At 65.7% G+C, this 25368-nt stretch carries 23 protein-coding genes; 13 read left to right on the top strand and 10 right to left on the bottom strand.

Annotated elements, in window-relative coordinates:
- The first annotated feature begins 2 nt into the window (after positions 1-2).
- The 10 genes from L1O02_RS29775 to L1O02_RS29730 all read left to right on the top strand — a co-directional run bounded on the left by L1O02_RS29775 (position 3) and on the right by L1O02_RS29730 (position 8606).
- Positions 3-818, top strand: coding sequence for an energy transducer TonB (locus L1O02_RS29775; RefSeq protein ID WP_060836995.1), 816 nt, complete (start codon positions 3-5; stop codon positions 816-818).
- A 55-nt stretch (positions 819-873) separates the two neighbouring features.
- Positions 874-1599 carry a MotA/TolQ/ExbB proton channel family protein gene (locus tag L1O02_RS29770; RefSeq protein ID WP_235759246.1) on the top strand — a complete coding sequence of 242 codons (726 nt, stop codon included), beginning with the start codon at positions 874-876 and terminating at the stop codon, positions 1597-1599.
- Position 1600: 1 nt separating this feature from the next.
- Positions 1601-2002, top strand: coding sequence for a biopolymer transporter ExbD (locus tag L1O02_RS29765; protein WP_011058607.1), 402 nt, complete (start codon positions 1601-1603; stop codon positions 2000-2002).
- Between the two features lie 466 nt (positions 2003-2468).
- Entirely contained in the window at positions 2469-3050 is a 582-nt protein-coding gene (locus tag L1O02_RS29760) for an alpha/beta hydrolase (protein ID WP_060836997.1), read from the top strand.
- A gap of 58 nt (positions 3051-3108) precedes the next feature.
- Positions 3109-4029, top strand: coding sequence for a sigma 54-interacting transcriptional regulator (locus tag L1O02_RS29755; protein ID WP_060836998.1), 921 nt, complete (start codon positions 3109-3111; stop codon positions 4027-4029).
- A gap of 304 nt (positions 4030-4333) precedes the next feature.
- Positions 4334-5116 carry a MetQ/NlpA family ABC transporter substrate-binding protein gene (locus tag L1O02_RS29750; RefSeq protein WP_060836999.1) on the top strand — a complete coding sequence of 261 codons (783 nt, stop codon included), beginning with the start codon at positions 4334-4336 and terminating at the stop codon, positions 5114-5116.
- Positions 5117-5640: 524 nt separating this feature from the next.
- Positions 5641-6306, top strand: a complete 666-nt coding sequence (locus L1O02_RS29745) for an amino acid ABC transporter permease (protein ID WP_060837000.1) — start codon at positions 5641-5643, stop codon at positions 6304-6306.
- The gene (locus L1O02_RS29740) at positions 6287-6946 is read left to right on the top strand and encodes an amino acid ABC transporter permease (RefSeq protein ID WP_011058612.1); all 660 of its coding nucleotides are present in this window, start codon (positions 6287-6289) and stop codon (positions 6944-6946) included. Before L1O02_RS29745 ends, L1O02_RS29740 begins: the two co-directional genes overlap by 20 nt.
- Positions 6943-7725, top strand: coding sequence for an amino acid ABC transporter ATP-binding protein (locus tag L1O02_RS29735; RefSeq protein WP_108545822.1), 783 nt, complete (start codon positions 6943-6945; stop codon positions 7723-7725). The genes L1O02_RS29740 and L1O02_RS29735 overlap by 4 nt, the downstream gene beginning before the upstream one ends.
- Positions 7722-8606, top strand: a complete 885-nt coding sequence (locus L1O02_RS29730) for a transporter substrate-binding domain-containing protein (protein ID WP_108545823.1) — start codon at positions 7722-7724, stop codon at positions 8604-8606. The genes L1O02_RS29735 and L1O02_RS29730 overlap by 4 nt, the downstream gene beginning before the upstream one ends.
- A 345-nt stretch (positions 8607-8951) precedes the next feature.
- On the opposite strand, the gene L1O02_RS29725 is transcribed toward L1O02_RS29730, so the two are convergent.
- Positions 8952-10112, bottom strand: coding sequence for an AAA family ATPase (locus tag L1O02_RS29725; RefSeq protein ID WP_108545824.1), 1161 nt, complete (start codon positions 10110-10112; stop codon positions 8952-8954).
- A gap of 179 nt (positions 10113-10291) precedes the next feature.
- Between L1O02_RS29725 and L1O02_RS29720 the strand changes: the two genes are divergently transcribed.
- The 3 genes from L1O02_RS29720 to L1O02_RS29710 are packed head-to-tail and all read left to right on the top strand — an operon-like array spanning position 10292 to position 15530.
- Positions 10292-11386 carry an efflux RND transporter periplasmic adaptor subunit gene (locus L1O02_RS29720; RefSeq protein WP_060837004.1) on the top strand — a complete coding sequence of 365 codons (1095 nt, stop codon included), beginning with the start codon at positions 10292-10294 and terminating at the stop codon, positions 11384-11386.
- Positions 11383-12453: an efflux RND transporter periplasmic adaptor subunit gene (locus L1O02_RS29715; protein ID WP_108545825.1), complete on the top strand. Its 1071-nt coding sequence runs from the start codon at positions 11383-11385 to the stop codon at positions 12451-12453. The genes L1O02_RS29720 and L1O02_RS29715 overlap by 4 nt, the downstream gene beginning before the upstream one ends.
- Positions 12450-15530, top strand: a complete 3081-nt coding sequence (locus L1O02_RS29710; RefSeq protein WP_235759244.1) for an efflux RND transporter permease subunit — start codon at positions 12450-12452, stop codon at positions 15528-15530. Before L1O02_RS29715 ends, L1O02_RS29710 begins: the two co-directional genes overlap by 4 nt.
- Positions 15531-16378: 848 nt before the next feature.
- On the opposite strand, the gene L1O02_RS29705 is transcribed toward L1O02_RS29710, so the two are convergent.
- The 9 genes from L1O02_RS29705 to tcyN form a co-directional block, all read right to left on the bottom strand.
- Positions 16379-17005, bottom strand: coding sequence for a class I SAM-dependent methyltransferase (locus L1O02_RS29705; protein ID WP_108545827.1), 627 nt, complete (start codon positions 17003-17005; stop codon positions 16379-16381).
- A gap of 164 nt (positions 17006-17169) precedes the next feature.
- On the bottom strand, positions 17170-17814 hold the full coding sequence (locus L1O02_RS29700) for a methionine ABC transporter permease (protein WP_047300926.1): 645 nt from the start codon (positions 17812-17814) through the stop codon (positions 17170-17172).
- On the bottom strand, positions 17804-18928 hold the full coding sequence (locus L1O02_RS29695; protein ID WP_060837009.1) for an ATP-binding cassette domain-containing protein: 1125 nt from the start codon (positions 18926-18928) through the stop codon (positions 17804-17806). The genes L1O02_RS29700 and L1O02_RS29695 overlap by 11 nt, the downstream gene beginning before the upstream one ends.
- A 1-nt stretch (position 18929) precedes the next feature.
- Positions 18930-19739: a MetQ/NlpA family ABC transporter substrate-binding protein gene (locus tag L1O02_RS29690; RefSeq protein ID WP_060837010.1), complete on the bottom strand. Its 810-nt coding sequence runs from the start codon at positions 19737-19739 to the stop codon at positions 18930-18932.
- Between the two features lie 209 nt (positions 19740-19948).
- Entirely contained in the window at positions 19949-21316 is a 1368-nt protein-coding gene (locus L1O02_RS29685) for an LLM class flavin-dependent oxidoreductase (RefSeq protein WP_060837011.1), read from the bottom strand.
- Complete coding sequence (locus L1O02_RS29680) at positions 21316-22515, bottom strand: SfnB family sulfur acquisition oxidoreductase (RefSeq protein ID WP_060837012.1); 1200 nt, start codon at positions 22513-22515, stop codon at positions 21316-21318. Before L1O02_RS29680 ends, L1O02_RS29685 begins: the two co-directional genes overlap by 1 nt.
- Positions 22516-22554: 39 nt before the next feature.
- The gene (locus tag L1O02_RS29675; RefSeq protein WP_060837013.1) at positions 22555-23796 is read right to left on the bottom strand and encodes an SfnB family sulfur acquisition oxidoreductase; all 1242 of its coding nucleotides are present in this window, start codon (positions 23794-23796) and stop codon (positions 22555-22557) included.
- A gap of 373 nt (positions 23797-24169) precedes the next feature.
- Entirely contained in the window at positions 24170-24556 is a 387-nt protein-coding gene (locus L1O02_RS29670; protein ID WP_060842165.1) for a DUF2750 domain-containing protein, read from the bottom strand.
- A 55-nt stretch (positions 24557-24611) separates the two neighbouring features.
- On the bottom strand, positions 24612-25364 hold the full coding sequence (gene tcyN / locus L1O02_RS29665) for an L-cystine ABC transporter ATP-binding protein TcyN (protein ID WP_060837015.1): 753 nt from the start codon (positions 25362-25364) through the stop codon (positions 24612-24614).
- Between the last annotated feature and the right edge of the window lie 4 nt (positions 25365-25368).

Here is a 25368-nt window from a genome sequence, read left to right as displayed (position 1 = left end):
CCATGGGCAATGTCCAGACCGCCGCCAGTGCACACGAGGTGCTGTGGCGCCAGGCACCGAGCGGCGAGTTGGTCGACCTCGGCCGGCCTCACCGCTCGCCGCTGGGCCAATTGCGTCTGCAACGCACGCCCAAGGGGGTATTGCGCCGTCGTGAGGCGATTCTCCTGGGCGTCGCGGCTCTGGTATTGCACGGTGCAGTGATCTACTGGCTGAGCCAGAAACCGACCCCGGTGCTGCCCATCGTGCCGCCGGAAATCCCGCCCATGACCATCGAGTTCTCGCACCCGGCGCCGCCTGTAGTGGAGCCGCCTCCGCCTGTGCCGGTACAGCCAGTGGTGGAGCCACCACCGCCGGTGGAGGACGAGCTGGCGGTCAAGCCGCCACCGCCCAAGCCGGTGCCCAAACCCAAGCCCAAGCCGGTGCCCAAGCCCGAGCCGAAACCCGCGCCCAAGCCGGTGCAGCAGACCCCGGCGCCGCCGCAACCTGCGGCGCCGGTAGCCGCCCCGGCAGCGCCCGCGCCACCGGCCCCGGCCCCCGTGACCCCGGCTTCGGCCAGCGCCGCGTACCTGAAGAACCCGGCGCCGGAATACCCGTCCCTGGCCCAGCGCCGGGGTTGGGAAGGCACGGTGCTGCTGCGGGTGCATGTATTGGCCAGCGGCAAGCCCGGAGAGATCCAGATCCAGAAGAGCAGCGGTCGCCAGCAGCTCGACGATGCGGCCCTGGCTGCGGTCAAGCGCTGGAGTTTCGTTCCGGCCAAGCAGGGCGACGTGGCCCAGGACGGCTGGGTCAGCGTACCCATCGACTTCAAGATTCATTGAGCCGCAAGGCCGATCAAATAACGCGCGCTAAACGCTTACACAGAGGGAACACATCATGACGTTACTGGCATCTCCACTGGAATCCATCGAAAGCGCGGTGATCTGGCTGTTGGTGGTCTTCTCCGTCGCCACCTGGGGCCTGGCCCTGGTCAAGGGCGTGCAGTTCGCCCGCCTCAAGTCCCAGGATCGCAAGTTTCACAATCAGCTCTGGGCCGCCTCCAGCCTCGATTCCGCCGCTCCCCTGAGTGAAACCCAGCCCGGCGCGGCGGCCCGGGTGGCCCAGGCCGGCTATGCGGCGATCCAGGTCGGTGACGCGCCCCATGCGGCGGACCTGAGCCAGGCGATCAACCACCAGGACCGTCTCGAACGCGCCCTGCGCCAGCAGATCGTGCGTGAGCGCCGCTCCCTGGAAACCGGCCTGGCGGTGGTCGCCAGTATCGGCAGCACCTCGCCCTTTATCGGTCTGTTCGGCACCGTGTGGGGGATCATGGAAGCCCTGAAAGGAATCAGCGCGGCGGGCTCTGCCAGCCTGGAAACCGTGGCCGGGCCGATCGGCGCGGCGCTGGTGGCCACCGGTGTGGGGATCGCCGTCGCGGTGCCCGCGGTGCTGGTCTACAACTACTTCCTGCGGCGCCTGAAGCTCACGGCTGCGGACCTGGACGACTTTGCCCACGACTTCTACAGCCTGGCGCAGAAGAACTCGTTCCGTGTGCTGATCCACCCGAGCGTGCACAAGGCTGCGGCCCAGGGCAGCCAGCAGAAAGTCAAGGAGGCGTCCTGACATGGCCTTCTCCACTCAAGACAGCGATGAGGTGCTGAGCGAGATCAACGTCACCCCGCTGGTGGACGTGATGCTGGTGCTGCTGGTGGTGTTCATCGTCACCGCGCCGCTGCTGACCAACGCCATCCCGATCAACCTGCCCAAGACCGAGGCCGTGGCCCCGGTGGAGCAGAAGGACCCGCTGGTGGTGAGCATCGACGGCGCCGGCAAACTCTTTATCAACAAGGACGAGATCCAGCCCGACCTGCTGGAAACCAACTTGCAGGCGGCCAAGGCCAAGGACCCGCAAGTGCGGGTGCAGCTGCAGGCCGACGATGGCGTCAATTACGGAGAAGTGGCCCGGGCCATGGCCTCCATCGAGCGGGCGGGCATCACCAAGCTTTCAGTGATTACCGCGCGCTGACACCGAGCAACAAAGCCACGACTTTTCAGGCCGTCTCCTTGGCAGGGTGCGGCCTTTTTTTTGCCTGGCGAAAATGCCCCCCGCAAAGCCCTCCACCGAAATCGCCCTCCCGTTACCCCCTTCGCCGGCAAGAACACCCGCGCAATCGTGCCAACTGTAGGAGCTGGCTTGCCAGCGAAGGCGCCCGCCAGAGCGACACAAGGCCCGCAGGCCCTTTCGCCGGCAAGCCGGCTCCTACAAGAACACCTCCGCAATTGCGCCAACTGTAGGAGCTGGCTTGCCAGCGAAGGCGTCCTCAAGGTTGCGCAAGAGCTGATGGCCCTTTCGCCGGCAAGCTGGCTCCTACGGAGAGCGGGGATGTTTGATATTCATTTAAGGTATTAATAAATAGCTTCTTATTCCTTAACGAATATAAATCCCCTCCCTATACTCGTTCGGGAACAGACACGCAGCAGGAGAGTTCCCCATGCGCAACGAATCCATTCGCTACTTGATTGTGCCGGGCTGGCAAGGATCGCCAGAAGATCATTGGCAAACCCATTGGCAGAACAGCCTGCCCAACAGTGCGCGGGTGGAGCAGGCCGATTGGCTGACGCCGCGTCGCGAAGACTGGGTGGCGGCCCTGGCCGAAGCCATCGCCGCCGACGACACCCCGGTGATCCTGATTGCCCACAGCCTGGGCTGCATCACCGTGGCCCACTGGGCCGCTCGCGCGCCCTTGGCGGCCCTGCGCCAGGTACGCGGCGCGCTGCTGGTGGCGCCGGCGGACGTCGAGCGTCCGGCCTGCGCCCCGGCGCTGCGCAATTTCGCGCCGATTCCCCGGGACCTGCTGCCGTTCCCCAGCCAGGTGGTCAGCTCGGACAACGACAGCGCCGTGAGTGCCCCGCGAGCCCTGGAACTGGCCCGTGACTGGGGCGCCGAAGCCGGGATCCTGGCCGGCGCCGGGCATATCAACGTCAAGTCCGGCCACCAGCGCTGGGAGCAGGGCTTTGCCTATCTCTACCGCCTGCAGAACCGCATGGAGCAGCACGCGCTGCGTCGTGCCTGATCGTCCTTTTCCTGTTTAAGCGCCCCCGTCCCCAGGCGGCCTGGGGCGGGAGTCTGCCATGAGTTCTCACACCCCTTTCGGCCAGCCGTTGCTGACCTTTCCCGATGCGGAAAAAAGCCCCCTGAGCATCCGCGCCAAGGCGCTGGTGTTCGTCGACCCGCGTTCGCGGCAACTGCGTGAAGAGCTGGAGCAACTGGCACCGCGTGCGGTGTCGGTGCTGATCCGCGGGGAAACCGGCACCGGCAAGGAACTGCTGGCCCGGCACATCCACCGCGCCAGCGACCGCAGCGGCCTGTTCGTCTCGGTCAACTGCGGCGCCATCAGCCCGACCTACGCCGACGCCGAACTGTTCGGCTATGCCGCCGGCAGTTTCAGCGGCTCGGCCAGCAGCCGCGCCGGCTGGTTCGGCTCGGCCAATGGCGGAACCCTGTACCTGGACGAGATCGGCGACCTGCCGCTGCCGATCCAGACCAAGTTGCTGGCGGCCCTGGAAAACCACGAAGTGACCCGGGTCGGAGCCCAACAGCCGAGCCCGGTGGACGTGCGCCTGGTGGCGGCCACCAGCATCGACCTGGCCCAGGCGGTGGCGGCGGGCAAATTCCATGAGCGCCTGTATCGCTACCTCAGCGAGGGCCAGTTGGAACTGCCGGCGCTGCGCGAGCGGGTGGGGGACATCGAGTCCCTGGCCGAGTACTTCCTGGGCATTTACAGCCAGCGCCTGGACCTGCCGGTGCCGCTGATCAGCGAAGCTGCGCAGCAGGCCCTGGAGCGCCACAGCTGGCCGGGCAATACCCGGGAGCTGGAGAACGTCATTCACTTTGCGCTGCTGGTCAGCAGCGGCGAGGAAATTCTTCCCGAGCACCTCAACCTGCCGCCGACGCCCTCGCCGCTGGAGCAGATCGAGCAACTGCTGCGGCAGATCGCCGAGAGCGGTTCAGACGCGGACCGCCAGGCCCTCAAGCGCCTGCTGGCGGTGTAGCCGCTGCCGCAGGCTGCGACCGGCTGCGCAGCAGACGCAAAGCCGTTCACCAGGATCCTGCTGGAGTGCCCCGATGCCCCTGGCGCCGACTGCGTCGTCGTTCGCAGCCTGCGGCAGCGGCTACAGGGCGCGGAGGTGGGGCGGGATGTATGAACAAAATGGAATATGAACGTGAATAAAAGATATTGTTCGGGAATAAAAAATCTCGGTATTGTCCGCTTCACGCCAGCAGTGGCACATCACTGGCACCCTGATACGCACCTCATTTGACGCCGTCGTCGATCCCGACACCTAAGGACATCGCATGAAAAAAGTTCTGTTGTTCACCGCACTGGCGGCAGCCCTGAGCGCCGGTATTGCCCAGGCCGCCGAAAAGCTGGTGGTTGCCGCGACTCCGGTGCCCCACGCCGAGATTCTCGAGCTGATCAAGCCAACCCTGGCCAAGGAAGGCGTGGACCTGGAGATCAAGGTCTTCACCGACTACGTGCAACCCAACGTGCAGGTCGATCAGAAGCGCCTGGACGCCAACTACTTCCAGACCCTGCCGTACCTGAAGAACTTCAACGAAGGCAAGGGCACGCACCTGGAAACCGTGATCGGTGTGCACGTCGAACCCTTCGGCGGCTACTCGAAGAAGGTCAAGTCCCTGGCCGAGCTGAAAGACGGCGCCACCATCGCCATCCCCAACGAAGGCAGCAACAGTGGCCGGGCCCTGATCCTGCTGCAGAAGGCCGGGCTGATCGAGCTCAAGGATCCGAAGAACGCCGTGTCCACGCCCAAGGACATCGCCAAGAACCCGCACAACTTCAAGTTCAAGGAACTGGAGTCGGCCATGCTGCCGCGGGTCCTGGATCAGGTTGACCTGGACATGATCAACACCAACTACGCCCTGGAAGCCGGCCTGAACCCGGCCAAGGATGCGCTGGTGATCGAAGGCGCCGATTCGCCCTACGTGAACTACCTGGTGGCGCGTCCGGACAACAAGGACAGCGCGGCGATCCAGAAGCTGGCCAAGGCCCTGACCAGCCCCGAGGTGAAAGCCTTCATCGAGAAGAAGTACAACGGCGCGGTATTGCCGGCGTTCTGATGAACTAGGCTACTGATGCGATAAACCCCTTCAAGGTTTGAACGCCGACGGCTGGCACAGCGTCGGCGTTTTTTATTGCGCCGGCAAAAGCCGCAGGCGCCGGCCGGGCGGCGTTGTGCTTGCCGGCGAGGAGGCCCTCAGGCCGGGTGCAAAGCTGATGGACGCCTTCGCTGGCAAGCCGAGGCCTGCACCCGCCGGCTCCTGCAGTGGAGCGCTATTGCCAGTGGCTTGAAGGGCTCGGCGCAAGGCCGTCAGCCATTTCACCAGCTCATGGGGATCCAGCGGTTGCGGGGTCTTCGCGTTGGCCATGGTGATTGTCCTGGTCAGGCTCAAGGGCAGAAAAGGTAGTAGCTCGGCGCCAGCCCGGCAAATCCGCGGGTTAGGTTTTTGGGTGATATCAATATGCCGTAACGGTATTTAAATTCTGCTTTTTATAGCTATAAAGTCGCGGCAGCCGGGCGGTTACCCACTGCCCCACGGACTGCACCACCGCCGCTGTACCCCAGCGGCGTCCAGGATGATTCATGACCCTCGATTACGCGTTTATCCTCAGCACCCTGCCGGCCTTTCTCAAAGCCGTGGGGGTGACCCTGCAGGTCGGCCTGATCGCCATCGGCACGTCTTTGCTGGTGGCCCTGATCAACGCCACTGTCCTGGTGTTTCGCACCCCTTACCTGCACCGGCTGATCGGCCTGTACGTGGAACTGGCGCGCAACACACCGCTGCTGATCCAGCTGTTCTTCGTCTACTTCGCCTTGCCGGCCCTGGGGATCAAGGTCTCCGGCTTTACCGCGGCGATCATCACCATGACCTTCCTTGGCGGCGCCTACCTCACCGAAGTACTGCGCGCCGGGGTCGAAGCCGTGCCCCAGGCGCAGCTGGAATCGGGGCGCAGCATCGGCCTGTCGCAATGGCAACTGCTGCGCTACGTGATCCTGCCCCAGGCCGGGATCCTCAGCCTGCCGTCGCTGTTCGCCAATTTCATTTTCCTGCTCAAGGAAACCACCGTGGTCTCGGCGGTGGCGGTGCCGGAGATTCTCTACACCACCAAGAGCTACATCGCCCTGTACTACAAGACCTACGAAATGCTCGCGGTGCTGACCCTGATCTGCGTGCTGCTGTTTCTGCCGCTGTCGCTGTTGCTCAGCCGTCTGGAAAGGAGGTTGCAACATGGCCAGTTCGGGTCTTGAGCTGTTGCTGGTGTCCCTGCCGCAACTGGCCCGGGGCGCTGCACAGACTTTGTCGATTTCGCTGTTGAGCATTGCCTTCAGCACCCTGGGCGGGGTGCTCTACGGCGTGCTGCGCAGCCTGCAGCGCAAGGTGCTGGACGTGCCGCTGCGGATCTACCTGGAGCTGTTCCGGGCGATTCCGGTGCTGGTCTGGCTGTACCTGCTGTTCTTCGGCTTTCCGATCTTCTTCGGCCTCAGCATTCCCAGCTTCACCTGTGCGGTGCTGGTGCTGTCACTGTGGGGCGCCAGCGAGGTTGGCGAGGTGGTGCGCGGCGCCCTGCAATCCCTGCCCCGGGGCCAGCGTGAAGCGGGCCTGTCCATCGGCCTCTCCGGTGCCCAGCTATACGGCTACGTCTTGCTGCCCCAGGCGCTGAAGCGCATGACGCCGCCAACCATCAACGTCTACACGCGAATCATCAAGACCAGCTCCCTGGCGGTGCTGATCGGCGTGGTGGACGTGATCAAGGTCGGCCAGCAGATCATCGAGCGCACCTACGAGTCGGTGCTGATCTACGGCGTCCTGTTCCTGTTTTTCTTCTTTATCTGCTACCCGCTGTCGGCCGCCTCCCGCGTGCTGGAGCGGCGCTGGACGCAAGCATGAGCGCATTGATCGAGTTCCAGGGTTTCAACAAGTTCTTCGGCCCGCAGCAGGTGCTCAAGGAGGTCGACCTGCGCGTGGCGGCGGGGGAGGTGATCGTCATCCTCGGTCCCAGCGGCTGCGGCAAGAGCACCCTGCTGCGTTGCCTCAACGGCCTGGAAACGGCCCACAGCGGGCACCTGCGCTTTGCCGGGCGCGAGCTGCTGAGCCCCGCTACCGACTGGCGCCAGGTGCGCCAGGAGATCGGCATGGTGTTCCAGAGCTATCACCTGTTCCCCCACATGAACGTGCTGGACAACATCCTCCTGGGGCCGCTCAAGGTGCAAAAGCGCGAGCCCCGGGAGGCCCGGGCCCAGGCCGAAGCGTTGCTGGAGCGGGTGGGCCTGCTGGACAAGCGCGAGGCCTATCCCCGGCAGTTGTCCGGCGGCCAGCAGCAACGCATCGCCATCGTCCGCTCGCTGTGCATGAACCCCCAGGTGATGCTGTTCGACGAGGTCACCGCGGCGCTGGACCCGGAGATGGTCAAGGAAGTGCTGCAGGTGATCCAGGGCCTGGCCCGGGACGGCATGACCCTGTTGATCGTTACCCATGAAATGGCCTTCGCCCGGGCCGTGGCCGACCGCATCGTGTTCATGGACGGCGGGCGCATCGTGGAACAGAACACCCCCGAGGCTTTCTTCACGAACCCGCAGAGCGCACGCGCGCAGCAGTTCCTGGAGAAGTTCTCGTTCGTTGAAGCACTGCCCAAGAAAGCCCCCAAAAAGGAACTGGAGCTCTTATGAAAACTGCCAAGTCTTCGCTGTTGTTACTGCCGCTGCTCGGTCTGGCCCTGCTGGCCGGCTGCGATAAATCCAATGATGCGCCCAAGCCGGCGGCCACTGCCGCCAGCGCCGCGCCGGCGGCCGGTTACCTGGACAAGATCAAGGCTCGGGACAAGCTGATCGTCGGTGTGTTCACCGACAAGCCGCCGTTCGGTTTCGTCGATGAAACCGGGCGCTATGTGGGCTTCGATACCGACATCGGCCGCCAGTTCGCCAAGGACCTGTTGGGGGACGAGAACAAGGTGGAGTTCGTCGCCGTGGAACCGGCCAGCCGCATTCCCTTCCTGCAGAGCGACAAGGTCGACCTGATCCTGGCCAACATGACCGTGACCCCGGAGCGCAAGCAGGCGGTGGAATTCACCAACCCCAACCTCAAGGTGGCGGTGCAGGCCCTGGTGCCTGAAGGCAGCCCGGTGAAGAGCCTGGATGACCTGGCAAGCCGCACCACCATCGTCACCACCGGCACCACCGCAGACATCTGGCTGACCCAGAACCACCCGGACTGGAAACTGCTCAAGTTCGAGAAGAACACCGAGTCCCTGCAGGCCCTGGCCAATGGCCGTGGCGACGCCTATGCCCAGGACAACCTGATTCTGTTCAGCTGGTCCAAGCAGAACCCGGGCTACCGCGTATTGCCGCAGACCCTGGGCGAGCAGGCGCCGATTGCCCCGGCGGTGAAGAAGGGCAACCTCGAACTGCGGGACTGGGTGAATGCCGAACTGGCCAAGCTGGGCGAAGAGAAATACCTGCTCAAGCTGTATGACCAGTACGTGCGCAAGGAGCTGAGCGACGACACCCCGCCTGAGAGCGTGATCGTCGAAGGCGGCAAATGGCAGGGTTGACCCCTCCTTCCTCCGTGTAGGAGCTGGCTTGCCAGCGAAGGCGTCCTTGAGGGCGATGCAGGGCTTGAGGGCCTCTTCGCCAGCAAGCTGGCTCCTACAGAGGGTGTATTGCGCATGAGCCTTGTAGGAGCTGGCTTGCCAGCGAAGGCGTCCGTGAGGGCGGTGCGGGGCTGAGGGCCTCTTCGCCAGCAAGCTGGCTCCTACGGGGGGCGTATTGCGTTTGAGCCTTGTAGGAGCTGGCTTGCCAGCGAAGACGTCCGTGAGGGCGATGCAGGGCTTGTGGGCCTCTTCGCCAGCAAGCTGGCTCCTACGGGGGGCATGGCAATCGGGGCCGGCGGGGAGGGTTCAGTCGGGCCAGTACCAGGCCGGTTCGTCGAGCATGCGCTGGCCGACGATGCCGGTCTGGCCCAGCTCTTTTTCCAGCACGATGCAGTTGCATTCGGGGTCTTCCTGCAGAGCCGCGATCAGGCGCCGGGCGTGGGACACCACCCACACCTGGCACTGCTGCGAGGCGCGAATGATCAAGCGCGCCAACGCCGGCAGCAGGTCCGGGTGCAGGCTGGTTTCCGGTTCGTTGAGCACCATCAGGCTCGGCGGGCGCGGGGTCAGCAGGGCGGCGACCAGCAACAGGTAGCGCAAGGTGCCGTCCGACAGTTCCGCCGCCGACAGCGGCCGCAACAACCCCTCCTGATAGAACTCGATGGCGAAGCGTCCACCCTGCAGCGGGGCGATGTTCAGCCGCGCGCCGGGGAAGGCGTCGCTGATGGCCGCCTGCAGCGCCTCGGGGTCGCCGATCTCGCGAATGGTCTGCAACGCCGCCGCCAGGTCGCGGCCATCGTGATGCAGCACCGGCGTGCGGGTGCCCAGTTGCGGCTGGCGCACCGGGGCTTCGCTGTCGCTGCGAAAGTGATCGTAGAAGCGCCAGCGCCGGATGAACTCGCGCATCTGTAGCACCTCTGGCGAGGCGCGCAGGCTGCCCACCTGGTCGAACAGGCTGTCGAAATCCGGCGTGTGCTGGCTCAGCACGTCCCAGCTGCGTCCCTGACGCGCACGGATCAACGGGCCGGCGCGGTCCACCAGCAGGCTGGCGGGGCGGTAGAACGGCCCGGACCAGATGCATTCCTTCTTGATCTGCGGGTCCAGGGCAAACACCGAGTGGCTGGGTTCTGGCAGGCCCAGGGCGATCGCGTAGCTGAAGTCTTCGCCGGCAAAGCCCAGGCGCAGGCGCTTGCTGGAGGAGCGCACGCCGGCCTCGATCGGCACTTCGCCGTTGCGCATGCGCCGGCTGATCTGTTCCGGCCCGGCCCAGAAGGTCGAGTCCAATCCGCCTTCCTTGGCCAGGGCGTTGACCACCCCGCCCTGGGCCGTCTCCGCCAGCAGGCGCAGGGCGCGATACAGGTTGGACTTGCCGCTGCCGTTGGCGCCGGTGATCAGGTTCAGCCTCCCCAAGGGCATCACCAGTTTGTTGATGGAGCGGTAATTGGCCACCGCCAGGGTCTTGAGCATGTCGAGTCTCCTGTTGCGTGGCGCGCAGTGTGCCTCATTTGTCGAAGGGCGGCTGGTTCGCCGCCGCCTCTGCGGCCACCAGGACCCTGTGTTTCAGGAGCCCCGTGCAAGGGTTGAACCCTGTTCTAAGCTCACAGTCGTAACGTCACGGGCGCTACGAACACGCACAAGGAGTCTGCATGACCGGTCTCAATTCGAAGTGGATGGTGGGGCTGGGGCTGCTGGCTCTGCTCGGTGGCTGCGGGGCGGAAAAACCGACCGAGAAGGAGCACCCGCGGGTGCGGATCCAGTCGGTGCAGAGCAGCGATTTTGCGCCTTCGGTGACCCTCACCGGCGACATTCAGGCCCGGGTGCAGACCGAGTTGTCGTTCCGTGTGGGCGGCAAGATCATCCAGCGCCTGGTGGATGTCGGCGACCGGGTGTCTGCCCGGCAGGTGCTGGCCCGGCTCGACCCCAAGGACCTGCAGACCCAGGTCGACTCCGCCGCCGCCTCGGTGTTCGCCGAGCAGGCCCGGGTCAAGCAGGCCGGTGCGGCCTTTGTCCGCCAGCAGAAACTCTTGCCCAAGGGCTACACCAGCCAGAGCGAATACGACTCGGCCCAGGCCGCCCTGCGCAGCAGCCAGAGCGCCTTGAGCGCGGCCCAGGCGCAACTGGCCAATGCCCGCGAACAGTTGGGCTACACCGAGCTGGTGGCCGAGGCCCCGGGGGTGATCACCGCGCGCCAGGCCGAGGTCGGCCAGGTGGTGCAGGCCACCATGCCGATCTTCAGCCTGGCCCGGGATGGCGAGCGCGACGCGGTGTTCAACGTCTACGAGTCGCTGTTGATGGAGCCGCCGGGCCAGGAAACCATCCACATCAGCCTGCTGGACAACCCCAAGGTCACCACCACCGGCAAGGTCCGCGAAGTGACCCCGGTGGTTTCGGCCCAGAGCGGCACGGTGCAGGTCAAGGTGGTACTCGATGCATTGCCGGCGGGCATGGACCTGGGGTCGGTGGTCAGTGCCACGGCCCGGGCCAACGGCAAGGCCAGCGTGGTGCTGCCCTGGTCGGCGTTGACCAAGAACCTCAGCGAACCGGCGGTGTGGCTGGTGGGCGAAGACGGCAAGACCTCGCTGCACAGCGTCAAGGTCGGGCGTTACCTGACCGGCAAGGTGATCATCAGTGATGGCCTCAAGGGCGGCGAAAAAGTGGTGGTGGCGGGCGGGCAGTTGTTGCATCCGGGGATGAAGGTGGAGATTGCCGCCAGCCACAACGATCAGGGAGCGCAGCCATGAAGCGCCTGCTGCCACTGTTGTGCGCCGCCGCCCTGCTGCCGGGCTGCTCCAGGGAAGAACCGGCGCCGGAGCCGGTGCGTCCGGTGCTGTCGATCCGGGTGGTGTCGCAGTCCGAGGAAAGCCTGGGGCGCTTTGCCGGCAACATCCAGGCCCGTTATGAAACCAACCTGGGCTTCCGGGTGCCGGGGCGCATCGCCAACCGTGCTGTCGATGTCGGCGCCGAAGTCGGCCCCGGTGACCTGCTGGCGACCCTCGATCCCACCGACCAGCAGAACCAGCTGCGGGCCGCCCAGGGCGACCTGGCCAAGGTCGAGGCGCAGTGGATCAACGCCCAGGCCAATGCCCGACGCCAGCAGGAGCTGTTCGATCGCGGCGTCGGCGCCCAGGCGCAACTGGATATCGCCCAGACCGACCTGAAGACCACCGGCGCCGCCCTGGATCAGGCCAAGGCCGCGCTGCGCCAGGCCCAGGATCAGCTCAACTACAGCCAGCTGCGCAGCGATCACGGCGGCGTGGTCACGGCCTGGAACGCCGAGGCCGGGCAGGTGGTGACGGCCGGCCAGCAGGTGGTGACCCTGGCCCGGCCGGAGATCAAGGAAGCGGTGATCGACCTGCCGGCGACCCTGGTGGACCAGCTGCCGGCGGACGTGGAATTCAAGGTCGCGGCGCAACTGGATCCGAGCATCAGCACCACCGCCACGGTGCGCGAGATCGAGCCCCAGGCCCAGAGCGCGACCCGCACCCGTCGCGCACGCCTGACCCTCAAGGACACCCCCGAGGCCTTCCGCCTGGGCACCGCCATCAGCGTGACCCTGAGCTCGGCCATCGAACCGCGTACCGAGCTGCCCCTGAGCGCCCTGCAAGAGGTGGCGGGCCAGACCCGGATCTGGGTCATCGATCCGCAAAGCCAGACCGTCGCCCCGCGTGAGGTCAGGGTGCTCAGCCGCGACAGCGATTCGGCGCTGATCGGCCAGGGCGTCAAGCCCGGCGAGCGGGTGGTCAGTGCCGGGGTCAACAGCCTCAAGCCGGGGCAGAAAGTCAAAATCGACGAGGATCGCGCGCAATGACCCCTGCCAGCAAAGGAAGCTTCAACCTCTCCGAATGGGCGATCAGGCATCAGTCCTTCGTCTGGTACCTGATGTTCGTCGCGTTGCTGATGGGGGTGTTTTCCTACCTGAACCTGGGGCGCGAGGAAGACCCGTCCTTCACCATCAAGACCATGGTCATCCAGACCCGCTGGCCCGGCGCGACCCAGGAAGAAACCCTGAAGCAGGTCACCGACCGCATCGAGAAAAAACTCGAAGAACTGGATTCGCTGGACTATGTGAAAAGCTACACCCGCCCCGGCGAGTCGACGGTGTTCGTCTACCTGCGCGACACCACCAGTGCCAAGGACATTCCCGAGATCTGGTACCAGGTGCGCAAGAAGATCAACGACATCCGCGGCGACTTTCCCCAGGGGCTGCAGGGCCCGGGCTTCAACGATGAATTCGGCGATGTGTTCGGCTCGATCTATGCCTTTACTGCCGACGGCCTGAGCATGCGCCAGTTGCGTGACTACGTGGAGCAGGTACGCGCCGAGATCCGCGAAGTGCCGAACCTGGGCAAGGTGGAGATGGTCGGCGAGCAGGACGAAGTCATCTACCTGAACTTTTCCACGCGCAAGCTGGCGGCCCTGGGCATCGACCAGCGCCAGGTCCTGCAAAGCCTGCAAGCGCAGAACGCGGTGACCCCGGCCGGGGTGATCGAGGCCGGGCCGGAGCGGATCTCGGTGCGCACTTCCGGGCAGTTCGCCTCGGAGAAGGACCTGGCCACGGTCAACCTGCGGCTCAATGACCGCTTCTATCGCCTGGCCGACATCGCCGACATCAGCCGCGGCTACGTCGACCCTTCCACGCCGCTGTTCCGCTTCAACGGCCAGCCGGCCATCGGCCTGGCGATTGCCATGAAGAAGGGCGGCAACATCCAGGACTTCGGCAAGGCCCTGCATGCGCGCATGGATGAGCTGACCGCCGACCTGCCGATCGGCATCGGCGTGCACAAGGTGTCCGACCAGGCCGAGGTGGTGCAGGAGGCGGTGGGCGGCTTCACCAGTGCCCTGTTCGAGGCGGTGATCATCGTCCTGGTGGTGAGCTTCATCAGCCTCGGGGTGCGCGCCGGGCTGGTGGTGGCCTGCTCGATCCCGCTGGTGCTGGCCATGGTCTTCGTGTTCATGGAGTACAGCGGCATCACCATGCAGCGGATCTCCCTGGGGGCCTTGATCATCGCCCTGGGGCTGTTGGTGGACGACGCCATGATCACCGTGGAAATGATGGTCACGCGCCTGGAAAAGGGCGAGAGCAAGGAGCAGGCGGCGACCTTCGCCTACACCTCCACCGCCTTCCCGATGCTCACCGGGACCCTGGTCACCGTGGCCGGCTTCGTGCCCATCGGCCTCAACGCCAGCTCCGCCGGTGAGTACACCTTCACCCTGTTCGCGGTGATCGCCGTGGCCATGCTGGTGTCGTGGATCGTCGCGGTGCTGTTCGCCCCGGTGATCGGCCTGCATATCCTCAGCAGCAACGTCAAACCCCACTCCGAGGAGCCGGGCCGCGTCGGCCGGGCCTTCAATGGCGGCCTGCTGTGGGCCATGCGCAACCGCTGGTGGGCGATCGGCATCACCGTGCTGTTGTTCGCCGCCTCGGTGTTCGGCATGCGCTTCGTGCAGAACCAGTTCTTCCCGTCTTCCGACCGGCCGGAAATCCTGGTGGACCTCAACCTGCCGCAGAACGCCTCGATCAACGAGACCCGCATGGCCGTGGACCGCCTGGAAGCGACCCTCAAGGACGACCCGGACATCGAGCGCTGGAGCACCTACATCGGTGAAGGCGCGATCCGTTTCTACCTGCCCCTGGACCAGCAACTGCAGAACCCCTACTACGCCCAGCTGGTGATCGTCAGCAAGGGCCTGGAGCAGCGCACGGCCCTGACCGAGCGTTTGCGCAAGCGCCTGCGCGAAGACTTCGTCGGCATCGGCAGTTACGTACAAGCCCTGGAAATGGGCCCGCCGGTGGGGCGGCCGATCCAGTACCGGGTCAGCGGCAAGGACATCGATCAGGTGCGCAAGCACGCCATAGACCTGGCCACCGAACTGGACCAGAACCCGCACATCGGCGAGATCATCTACGACTGGAAGGAGCCCGGCAAAGTGCTGCGCATCGACATCGCCCAGGACAAGGCGCGCCAGCTTGGGCTGTCCTCGGAGGATGTGGCGCGGCTGATGAACAGCATCGTCAGCGGCTCCACCGTGACCCAGGTGCATGACGACATCTACCTGATCAACGTGGTCGGCCGCGCCGACGACAATGAACGCGGCTCCCCGGAAACCCTGCAGAACCTGCAGATCGTCACCCCCAGCGGCACGTCGATTCCGTTGCTGGCCTTCGCCACCGTGGGCTACGAGCTGGAGCAGCCGCTGGTATGGCGTCGCGACCGCAAGCCGACCATCACCATCAAGGCCGCGGTGCGCGACGCGATCCAGCCCACCGACCTGGTCAAGCAGCTGAAACCGACGATCGACCGCTTCGCCGCCAGCCTGCCGGCCGGCTACTCGGTGGCCACCGGCGGCACCGTGGAGGAAAGCGGCAAGGCCCAGGGCCCGATCGCCAAGGTGGTGCCGCTGATGCTGTTCCTCATGGCGACCTTCCTGATGATCCAGCTGCACAGCGTGCAGAAGCTGTTCCTGGTGGCCAGCGTGGCGCCCCTGGGACTGATCGGCGTGGTCCTGGCCCTGGTGCCCACCGGCACGCCCATGGGCTTTGTGGCGATCCTCGGTATCCTCGCGCTGATCGGCATCATCATCCGCAACTCGGTGATCCTGGTGACCCAGATCGATGATTACGAGCGCGAGGGCTATCACCCCTGGGACGCGGTGCTGGAAGCCACCCACCACCGGCGCCGGCCGATCCTGCTGACCGCCGCGGCGGCCAGCCTGGGGATGATCCCGATTGCCCGGGAAGTGTTCTGGGGGCCGATGGCCTACGCCATGATCGGCGGCATCATCGTCGCCACCTTGCTGACCCTGCTGTTCCTCCCGGCGCTGTACGTGGCCTGGTACAAGATCAAGGAACCGAGCCAAGACACCCCCCGCCCCACAGCCATGTAGGCGCTGGCTTGCCAGCGAAGGGGCCCGGGAGGCGGGCGCCTGATCCGGAACCGCTTTCGCCGGCAAGCCGGCTCCTACGAGGTTGGCGGTAGTACAAATGGTGTCGGCAGGCCACTGCCATGTAGGAGCTGGCTTGCCAGCGAAGAGGCCCGGGAGGCGGGCGCTTGATCCGCAAGCGCTTTCGCCGGCAAGCCGGCTCCTACGAGGTTGGCGGTAGTGCGAATGGCGTCGGCAGCCCACGGCCATGTAGGAGCTGGCTTGCCAGCGAAGGGGCCCGGGAGGCGGGAGCCTGATCCGGGATCGCCTTCGCCGGCAAGCCGGCTCCTGCGAGGTTGGCGGTAGTGCGAATGACGTCGGCAGCCCACGGCCATGTAGGAGCTGGCTTGCCAGCGAAGGGGCCCGGGAGACGGGCGGCTGATCCGGAATCGCTTTCGCCGGCAAGCCGGCTCCTACGAGGTTGGCGGTAGTGTGAATGACGTCGGCAGCCCACGGCCATGTAGGAGCTGGCTTGCCAGCGTAGGGGCCCGGGAGGGGGTGGCTGATCCGGAACCGCCTTCGCCGGCAAGCCGGCTCCTACGAGGTTGGCGGTAGTGTGAATGACGTCGGCAGCCCACGGCCATGTAGGAGCTGGCTTGCCAGCGTAGGGGCCCGGGAGGCGGGCGGCTGATCCGGAATTGCTTTCGCCGGCAAGCCGGCTCCTACGAGGTTGGCGGTAGTGCGAATGACGTAGGCAGCCCACGGCCATGTAGGAGCTGGCTTGCCAGCGAAGAGGCCCGGGAGGCGGGCGGCTGATCCGGAACCGCCTTCGCCGGCAAGCCGGCGCCTACGGGGGGAGTGGGGCGGAGGGCTCAGGCCTTGCGCCAGACGCTGGCCAGCCAGGGTTGCTGTTCCCGGGGCAGGCCGGCGGGGCGGTAGTAATGCTCCAGCTCGACAAAGCCTGCCTCGGTCAGCAGCGCCTGCCAGGCCGCGAGGTCGTGGTAGGCGCCATAGCGCGGGCCGTTCCAGCCTTCCTGGTTGTCGCCGCGCGGGTTGGAGCTGAACAGCACGCCACCGTCCTTGAGGCTGGCATGCAGTTGCTTGAGCACCCGCGGCAGTTCCTGGCGGGGAATGTGAAACAGCACCGCGTTGGCGAAGATGCCGTCGAAGTGCTCCGCGGGCAGGTCAAGCTTGAGAAAGTCCTGCTGCCAGACCTCGCAGCCGCTGTCGTCCCGGGCCATCTGGGCGAAACGCTCGCAACCGTCGAGGCCGATGGCGACATGGCCCAGGCGGGTGAAGGTCTGCAGATCGCGCCCCGGACCGCAGCCAAAATCCAGCACGGTGAAGGGCGCCGGGCCCTGGATATGCCGCAGCAGCGCGTCGATGTTCTGGCTGACGTCGTGGTGGCGGGTGCCTTCACGAAAGTCTTCGGCCACCTGCTGGTAGTGGCCGAGGGTGGTGGCGGTGATGGTGTCTAGGTCGTCTGGAGCAAGTTTCATGGCGGGCTGCATGGCGTGAAGAGGAATGGCCCGAATATACCCCATGCACCCTGTAGCCGCTGCCGCAGGCTGCGAACGGCTCCGCAGGAGACGCCGCTCTTGAGGGCCTCGAAAGGTCCTGCGGACCTTGTCGCAGCCTGCGGCAGCGGCTACACGGGGTGCCACTAGCGCTTGTTCAGCACTCGCGCCAGTCGGTCGCCGCCCAGCTGGATCGCCGCCACCAGGATCACCAGCAGCACGATCACCGTGAGCATGATCTGGCTGTCGAAACGCTGGTAACCGTAGCGGTAGGCAATGTCTCCCAGCCCGCCCGCGCCAATCGCCCCGGCCATGGCCGAGGAGTTGATCATGGTCACCAGGGTGATGGTGAAGCCGCCGACGATGCCCGGCAGCGCTTCCGGCAGCAGCACGTGCCAGACGATGTGCCAGCGTCGGCAGCCCATGGCCTGGGCCGCTTCGATCAGGCCGTGATCGACTTCCCGCAGGCTCACTTCGGCGATGCGCGCAAAGAACGGCGTGGCGGCGATGGTCAGCGGCACCACCGCCGCCCACACGCCGTAGGTGGTGCCGACGATCAGCCGGGTAAAGGGGATCAGCGCCACCATCAGGATCAGGAACGGGATCGAGCGGAACAGGTTCACGAAAGCCCCGAGGGCCCGGTTCAGGTTTGGCGCCTCGTAGATCCCGCCCTTGCCGCTGGTGACCAGGATCACCGCCAGGGGAATCCCCGCCAGCAGGGCGATCAGCGAGGACACGCCGACCATCAGCAGGGTGTCGAGGACGCCCTGCAACAAGCGATCAAACCACATAGCCCAGTACCTCCACTTGCTGTGCCCATTGCCCGGCACGTTGACGCAGTTCCGCCGCCCCCAGGGACGAGCCCTGGACGGCCAGCAGCAGGTGCCCCAGGGCGTGGCCCTGGATGCGTTCGACGCCACCTTGCAGCAGGCGCACGCGGCCACCCAGGGCGCCGAACAGCGCCGCCAGGTCCGGCTCCTCAGTCTGGCTGCCGGTAAAGCGCAGGCTCAGCACCACGGCGGCCTCGGACGATTGCGCATGACTGCGCAAACGGCTTTGCAGCTCGGGCGGCAGGCCGTGCTGCAGGGGCGCCAGCAGGGTCTTGCTGACCTCGTGTTGCGGGTGGCCGAAGACTTCCCAGACCGGCCCCTGCTCGACGATGCGCCCGTGCTCCAGCACCACCACCCGGTCGCAGATCTCGCGGATCACCGCCATCTCGTGGGTGATGAGGATGATGGTCAGGCCCAGGCGCTGGTTGATCTCTTTGAGCAGGGCGAGGATCGACTGGGTGGTTTCCGGGTCCAGGGCCGAGGTGGCTTCGTCGCACAGCAGGATCTCGGGATCGTGGACCAGGGCCCGGGCGATGCCCACCCGCTGCTTCTGGCCGCCGGACAGTTGCGCCGGGTAGGCCTGGTGCTTGTCCTTGAGGCCCACCAGTTCCAGCAGTTCGCGGACCTTGCGCTGGCGCTCGGCCTTGGGCACCCCGGCCACCTTCAGCGGCAGCTCGACGTTGTGCCACACGGTCTTGGCCGACATCAGGTTGAAGTGCTGGAAGATCATGCCGATGCGTCGGCGCAGGGCCACCAGCCGGTCTTCGTCGAAATCGCCGATGTCCACCTGATCGATCAGCACCCGGCCGCTGCTGGGTTGCTCCAGGCGGTTGATGGTGCGGATCAGCGACGATTTGCCGGCGCCGCTGCGGCCGATGATGCCGAACACCTCGCCGCGCTGGATCGAAAGGTCGATGCCGTGCAGGGCCTGCACCGGGCCCTGCTGGCCCTGGTAGGTCTTGCCCAGGCCGATGAAGCGCACCTGGGCGCGGTTCAGCTCGGGGTGCAGCTCGGTCTGCTCGGCGCTCTTTGGCGCAGGTTCCGGCAGCTTGCGCTGCAGCGTCGCGACACTCATCTCAACCTTCCCAGCCGGCTTGGTAGAGCTTGCCGTGGGCTTTATCCAGGGCGGCGCGAACGGCAGGCGAGTGCTGGTAGATATCGACGAACTTGATCAGCCGCGGGTCGTTCTTGCTCTTGGGCTGGATCACGAACTGGATCACGTATTCCTTGTGGTCCAGGCCGTCGAACAGCAGCGCCGAGCCGGCGTCGAAGGTCTTGGCCAGACGGATGTAGGCCGGGTAGCCCTGGACCAGGTCGGCGTCGTCATAGGCGCGCACCAGTTGCACGGCTTCGACCTGGAGGATCTTGATCTTCTTCGGGTTGCTGACGATGTCGTCTTCGGTGGCCTTGTAGCCCACGCCCGGCTTGAGGGTGATCAGCCCGGCCTTGGCCAGCAGTTGCAGGCCGCGTCCGCTGTTGATCGGGTCGTTGGCGATGGCCACGCTGGCGCCTTCGGGCAGCTCGGCGAAGCTTGTGTATTTCTTCGAGTACAGGCCGACGTTGTTGATGATCCCCGGGGCGAAGGGCACCAGATCGAAACCGGCGGCGGCCTTGGCGTTTTCCAGGAAGGGGATGTGCTGGAAGTAGTTCACGTCGATGTCGCCGGCGGCCAGGCTGACGTTGGGCGCGATCCAGTCGGTGAACTCCACCAGCTGCACCTTCAGGCCCTGCTTGCCGGCCTCTTCCACGGCGGCCTCCAGGGGAATGGCGAAGGCGGCGGTGGTGCCGACCTTGAGCGGTGCGTCGGCGGCGAACACGGCGCTGCTGAATAGGCCGAGGGCGAGGGCCAGGGCTTTGACCGGGTGGCGCAGGAGCTTGGTTTTCATGGTGGTTACTTCCAGTCAATCCGAATGTGTGGGTTGAGCCATTGCGTGGGTGTATGGCGAGACCGCTGTCTGTGGTGAGGGCGCTTGCTCCCGTTGGGCCGCAAAGCGGCCCCAGATCCAGGCGGCGCGGTGTTGCAGGCATACCGCGCCGTCCGGGTTTGGGCTTGCTGCGCAAGCCAGCGGGAGCAAGCTCCCTCGCCACAGGGTGGTCAGCGGCGGTAGGCCGCGCCGGTGTGTCGTTCGGGTAGTTTGCGGCCTTCGTGAAACAGTTTTTCCCGCAGGGTGCCCTCGTCGTAGGCGGTCTTGTAGGAGCCGCGTCGTTGCAGTTCGGGGATCACCAGATCGATGAAGTCGACGTAGCTTTCCGGGGTGACGATGCGGGTCAGGTTGAAGCCGTCCAGGCCGGTTTCGGCGATCCAGGATTCCAGTTCGTCGGCCACCTGCTGCGGCGAGCCGACCACGGTGAAGTAGCGGCCGCCCAGGGCGTGCTGCTCCAGCAGCTTGCGCCGGGTCCAGTCGTTGTTCTGCAGGTGCTTGGTGGCCGACTGGATGGCGTTGCTCTTCACGTACTGGATAGGTTCGTCGATCTCGTATTGGGAAAAGTCGATCGCGGTGGACGCGGAAAAATGCGCCACCCCGGCCTCGGCGCTGGCGTAGCGGCGGTACTCGGCGTGCTTCTGCCAGGCCAGTTCCTCGGTCTGGCCAACGATCACGTTGAGGCCCATGAACACCTTGATGTCCTCGGGATTGCGCCCGGCGGCCACGGCGCTGGCGCGGACCTTGTCCACCTGGGCCCTGGTCGCCGCCTTGTTCTGCCCACTGATGAACACGCACTCGGCGTGGCGCCCGGCGAACAGCAGGCCGCGATCCGAGCTGCCGGCCTGGAACAGCACCGGGGTGCGCTGCGGTGACGGCTCGCACAGGTGATAACCGCTGACCTGATAGAACTCGCCCTGGTGCTCGACCTTGTGCACCTTGTCCGGCTGGGCATAGACGCGCTGCTCGCGGTCATCAAGCACCGCGTCGTCTTCCCAGCTGCCTTCCCAGAGCTTGTACAGCACCTCCAGGTACTCATCGGCCTGGTCGTAGCGACGGTCGTGCTCGATCTGCTGCTTCAGGCCCATGGCCTGGGCGGCGCTGTCCAGGTAGCCGGTGACGATGTTCCAGCCGACCCGGCCACGGCTCAGGTGGTCGAGGGTGGAAAGGCGCCGGGCGAACAGGTAGGGCGCCTCGTAGGTGAGGTTGGCGGTGAGGCCGAAGCCCAGGTTCTTGGTCACTGCCGCCATGGCCGAAACCAGCAGCAGCGGGTCGTTGACCGGCAGCTGGATCGACTCCTTGAGGGTCACGTCCACCGAGTTCTGGTAGACGTCGTAGACCCCGACGATGTCGGCGATGAACAGCCCGTCGAACAGCCCGCGCTCCAGCAGCTGGGCCAGTTCGGTCCAGTACTCGAGGGTCTTGTACTGGGTCGAGTTGTCCCGCGGGTGGGTCCACAGGCCGTGGTTGATGTGCCCGACGCAGTTCATGTTGAAGGCGTTGAGCAGGATCTTCTTCTTGGCGGTTTCGGCAGCGGCCATCAGATGGTCCCCCGCAGTGGCGGGTTCTGCTGGTTGAGGTAGTAGTTGCCCACCGCGTGGTACTTCCAGCGCACCGGGTCGTGCAGGGTGTGCACCCGGGCGTTGCGCCAGTGGCGGTCCAGGCCGTGCTCGGCCAGGGTCGCCTGGCTGCCCGCCAGTTCGAACAGGGTGCTGCCGGCGGCCAGGGAGATTTCCGTGCTCAGGGCGCGGACCTCGGCCACGGCGATGGAGGCGGCGGCCACGGTGTCGGCGTTGGTCTCGGCCTGGGCCCGGTCGAGGAATTCCCCGGCGCGCTCCAGCAGGGCTTCGGTGGCGTGCAGGCGGATGCTCAGCTGGCCGAAGCTCTTGAGGGTCAGCGGGTCGTCGGTGGCCTTGTCGGTGCCGGAGTCGATCCACGGCCGGGTCTTGGTGCGCACGAAGCGCAGGGCGTCTTCGTAGGCGGCGCGGGCGATGCCGGTGTCGATGGCGGCGTGGAGGATCTGTGCCAGGGGACCGACCGGGGTCGGGCGTTCGAAGGCGCTCTGGAACGGCACCACGTCGGCCTCGTCCACCGCAACGTTTTCAAACAGCACCGAGCCGCTGCCGGTGGTGCGCTGGCCGAAGCCGCTCCAGTCGTCGATCACGCTCAGGCCCTGGGCGTCGGCGGGGACGAAGGCCAGTTGTTGCACGCCTTGCTCATCCACCACCGAGGTGGGAATGCGCTGGGCGTAGATGGCGCCAGTGGCGTAGAACTTGCGCCCGTCGATGCGGTAGCCCTGGCCGCTGCTGTCGCGGCTCAGGCGGGTGGTGCGGTCATGGGCGGTCTTGGTGCCCAGCTCGGCCAGGGCGTTGCCGAAGCGGCGGCCGGCCAGGACCTCGGCGTACAGCCGTTGTTTCTGCGGCTCGCTGCCGTTCACCCGCAGCACTTCCAGGGCGTAAAAATGGTTCTGCGGGATCTGCCCCAGGGAGGCGTCGGCCTCGGCGATCAGGGCGATGACCTTGGCCAGGGTGACGTTGGACACTCCGGCGCCGCCGTATTCCTTGGGCACGCTGATGCCCCACAGGCCGGAGCGGCTGAAGGCTTCCAGCTCGGGATGGGGCAGGCGCCGTTCACGGTCGCGCAGGGCACTGTCGCGCTTGAAGTCTTCCGCCAGGTCGCTGGCGACAATCAGGGCTTGTTCGTCGCTGGTGATGACCGCGACGTGTTGAGCAAGAGACATGTGTTTCTCCAGAGATCTGGTCAAAAGCGTTCTGGGCGGTTAAATCCAGGAATGCCGGGCCGGCAGCGTGCCGTTCAGGTGGTAGGCGCCGACGGCGTGGTACTTCCAGCGCACCGGGTCGTGCAGGGTGTGCACCCGGGCATTGCGCCAGTGGCGGTCGAGGTTGAATTCGGCGAGGGTGGCGCGGCTGCCGGCCAGCTCGAAAAGCTTTTCGCTGGCCAGCAGCGAGATCTCGGTGGTCAGTACCTTGGCTTCGGCCACGGCGATGGAGGCGCGGGCGGCGGACTCGGCGGTGATCGGCGCCGCGCTGACCTGGTCCAGCACTTGCCCGGCCTTGCGCAGCAGGGCCTCGGCGGCGTGGAGTTCGATCTGCAGCTTGCCGATGTCGGCGATCACATACAGGTCGTCGCTGGCGCGCTCGACGTTGGCGTCGATCCACGGGCGGGCCCGTTCACGCACGAAGCGGATAGCGTCGGCCACGGCTTCCCGGGCGATGCCGGCATCGATGGCGGCCTGGATCAGTTGCGACACCGCGCCCTGGATATTCGGCGACTCGTTGATCCGCCAGTTGTCCAGCACCAGCTCGGACTCGACCCGCACATCGTTGAGCAGGATGGTGCCGCTGGCGGTGGTGCGCTGGCCGAAGCCCGACCAGTCGTCGACGATGCGCAAGCCTGGGGTGCCACGGCGGACGAAGGCCAGCACCTGACGACCTTCCTCGTTCAGCGCCTTGACCGCCACCCAGTGGGCGAACAGGGCGCCGGTGGAGTAGAACTTCTGGCCGTTGATCACATGGCCGTCGCCATCCCTGGTGATCCGCGCCTTGAGTTCCAGGGTGTTCTTGGTGCCGCGTTCCGGGCCGGCATTGCCGATGCGCCAGCCTTCCAGGACGCTTTGCAGCAGCTGTTTCTTCTGCCGCTCGCTGCCGCAGCCGAGGATCAGGCCGAGGAGGCCGAACTGGTTCTGCGGGATCTGCCCCAGGGCCGGGTCGGCCGCGGAAATGATCGCGAAGACCTCGGCCAGGGTGACGAACGACACCTGTGGCCCGCCGTAGGCGCGGGGCACGGCAATGCTGCCCAGGCCGCTGCGGGTGAATTGTTCGATCTGCGCCCAGGGCAGCTTGCGCTGGCGGTCGCGTTGGGCTGCCTGCTGGCGGGCCGCGTCGGCCAGTTCATGGGCGGCTTGCAGGGCTTCGGCGTCGTTGCGCAGTACCCGAGCGGGCAGCAAAAGGGGAGCAATATCCAGGTCACTCTGGACCTGGGCTTCGATCAGACTGGACATCAGCGCCACTCCTTGGCTGCACGCAATGCCCTGGCGATCTGCACTGGGGTGATTGTGTTCCGGACCATACCTACCTCACATCTTTTGGATAGGCCGCGTCATGCGGCGAAATCAGAATCAAGAATGTCCGGTGGTCCGGTGCATATACCCTAAGCGCGTATAAAAATTAAATAAACTAACTTTTAGGAATATGAATAGAAGGGCTTTACGTATACGGCAGGATGGCCGGTTGCGGCCCAGTGGCTGCGGGCTGGCGCGGTGTGCGGCAGACGCCGGCGAGCATTTTTCGTCGGTGCAAAAGAACACGGGCAGGGGGATGCAAGCACGCGAAGTGAGGCGATCGGCGCTGAGCGTTCAGGCGCCGCCGCAGGCGTTACTGGTACTGATCCAGCTCGTGGGTGAGCGATTGCAGCAGTGACTCGGGGGGCAGCAACAGGCCTTGTCCGTCCGCATCCGCAAACACCAGGCAGAGCCTGGCGTCGCGCTGCATGCCAGGCAGCCAGTGGGAGAGGAAATGGCCCAGCTCAATGGGCTTGGGTTCAAAGCCGTGCCATGGGCCGTGGGCGCACCAGGCGGCGAACTCCGCCTCTGGCCAGAAGGCGATGGCGATGGCGCTGGCCTGGGCGGAGCCGGCGGTGGCCCAGCCGTCAGCGAACAGCCCCCAGATGACCTGGAAATCCGCCACCTTGCGAATCAAGTAGTCACACCGCGCCTGGGGCGAGAGCCGGAGCAGGTTATGGATTTTCTGCGGCGCCAGCATCAGGCCTCCATGGCCTGGAAGGGGAGCGGGCAGCCGGCTAGGGGAGTTTCAAGCTTCATGTGCCGGGGTGGAGAAACTTGCTGAGGAACTGGCGGGTGCGCTCGTGCTGGGGGTTGGCGAACAGCGCCTTGGCTTCGCCCTGTTCGACGATCACCCCCTTGTCGAAGAAGATCACCCGATTGGCCACGTCCCGGGCGAAGCCCATTTCGTGGGTGACGATGATCATGGTGCGTTTCTCTTCGGCCAGGCTGCGGATGGTGGCCAGGACTTCGCCCACCAGTTCCGGGTCCAGGGCCGAAGTCGGCTCGTCGAACAGGATCACTCGCGGTTCCATGGCCAGGGCCCGGGCGATCGCCACCCGTTGCTGCTGGCCACCGGACAGGCGCCTCGGGTAGCTGTCTTCCTTGCCCGCCAGGCCGACCTTGGCCAGCAGCGCACGACCCAGGGCAACGGCCTGTTCCCGTGGGGTCTTCTTCACCACCAGCGGGCCTTCGATGACGTTCTCCAGGGCGGTGCGGTGGGGGAACAGGTTGAAGTTCTGGAACACGAAACCCACTTGCTGGCGCAACTGGCGGATCCGGCTTTGTTGCTGGTTCAGGGGGATGTTGCTGTCGATGGCGATGTCGCCGATGCGGATGCGTCCGCTGGTCGGTTCTTCAAGAAAGTTCAGGCAGCGCAGGAAGGTGGTCTTGCCCGAGCCACTGGGGCCGATGATGGCAATCACTTCGCCTTCCTTGACCTGCAGGTCGATGCCATCGAGCACCGTCTGGCCCTTGAACTGCTTGGTCAGTTTTTCCACCACGATCATGGCT

The organism is Pseudomonas sp. BC42, assembly GCF_021560055.1.
In the GTDB taxonomy this organism is placed as follows: Bacteria; Pseudomonadota; Gammaproteobacteria; order Pseudomonadales; family Pseudomonadaceae; genus Aquipseudomonas.
This window is presented reverse-complemented; position numbering and strand designations above follow the sequence as displayed.

Coding starts and splice junctions, on each gene's coding strand:
- L1O02_RS29775 (WP_060836995.1), top strand. CDS start 3: ATGGGCAATGTCCAGACCGCCGCCAGTGCACACGAGGTGCTGTGGCGC.
- L1O02_RS29770 (WP_235759246.1), top strand. CDS start 874: ATGACGTTACTGGCATCTCCACTGGAATCCATCGAAAGCGCGGTGATC.
- L1O02_RS29765 (WP_011058607.1), top strand. CDS start 1,601: ATGGCCTTCTCCACTCAAGACAGCGATGAGGTGCTGAGCGAGATCAAC.
- L1O02_RS29760 (WP_060836997.1), top strand. CDS start 2,469: ATGCGCAACGAATCCATTCGCTACTTGATTGTGCCGGGCTGGCAAGGA.
- L1O02_RS29755 (WP_060836998.1), top strand. CDS start 3,109: ATGAGTTCTCACACCCCTTTCGGCCAGCCGTTGCTGACCTTTCCCGAT.
- L1O02_RS29750 (WP_060836999.1), top strand. CDS start 4,334: ATGAAAAAAGTTCTGTTGTTCACCGCACTGGCGGCAGCCCTGAGCGCC.
- L1O02_RS29745 (WP_060837000.1), top strand. CDS start 5,641: ATGACCCTCGATTACGCGTTTATCCTCAGCACCCTGCCGGCCTTTCTC.
- L1O02_RS29740 (WP_011058612.1), top strand. CDS start 6,287: ATGGCCAGTTCGGGTCTTGAGCTGTTGCTGGTGTCCCTGCCGCAACTG.
- L1O02_RS29735 (WP_108545822.1), top strand. CDS start 6,943: ATGAGCGCATTGATCGAGTTCCAGGGTTTCAACAAGTTCTTCGGCCCG.
- L1O02_RS29730 (WP_108545823.1), top strand. CDS start 7,722: ATGAAAACTGCCAAGTCTTCGCTGTTGTTACTGCCGCTGCTCGGTCTG.
- L1O02_RS29725 (WP_108545824.1), bottom strand. CDS start 10,112: ATGCTCAAGACCCTGGCGGTGGCCAATTACCGCTCCATCAACAAACTG.
- L1O02_RS29720 (WP_060837004.1), top strand. CDS start 10,292: ATGACCGGTCTCAATTCGAAGTGGATGGTGGGGCTGGGGCTGCTGGCT.
- L1O02_RS29715 (WP_108545825.1), top strand. CDS start 11,383: ATGAAGCGCCTGCTGCCACTGTTGTGCGCCGCCGCCCTGCTGCCGGGC.
- L1O02_RS29710 (WP_235759244.1), top strand. CDS start 12,450: ATGACCCCTGCCAGCAAAGGAAGCTTCAACCTCTCCGAATGGGCGATC.
- L1O02_RS29705 (WP_108545827.1), bottom strand. CDS start 17,005: ATGAAACTTGCTCCAGACGACCTAGACACCATCACCGCCACCACCCTC.
- L1O02_RS29700 (WP_047300926.1), bottom strand. CDS start 17,814: ATGTGGTTTGATCGCTTGTTGCAGGGCGTCCTCGACACCCTGCTGATG.
- L1O02_RS29695 (WP_060837009.1), bottom strand. CDS start 18,928: ATGAGTGTCGCGACGCTGCAGCGCAAGCTGCCGGAACCTGCGCCAAAG.
- L1O02_RS29690 (WP_060837010.1), bottom strand. CDS start 19,739: ATGAAAACCAAGCTCCTGCGCCACCCGGTCAAAGCCCTGGCCCTCGCC.
- L1O02_RS29685 (WP_060837011.1), bottom strand. CDS start 21,316: ATGGCCGCTGCCGAAACCGCCAAGAAGAAGATCCTGCTCAACGCCTTC.
- L1O02_RS29680 (WP_060837012.1), bottom strand. CDS start 22,515: ATGTCTCTTGCTCAACACGTCGCGGTCATCACCAGCGACGAACAAGCC.
- L1O02_RS29675 (WP_060837013.1), bottom strand. CDS start 23,796: ATGTCCAGTCTGATCGAAGCCCAGGTCCAGAGTGACCTGGATATTGCT.
- L1O02_RS29670 (WP_060842165.1), bottom strand. CDS start 24,556: ATGCTGGCGCCGCAGAAAATCCATAACCTGCTCCGGCTCTCGCCCCAG.
- tcyN (WP_060837015.1), bottom strand. CDS start 25,364: ATGATCGTGGTGGAAAAACTGACCAAGCAGTTCAAGGGCCAGACGGTG.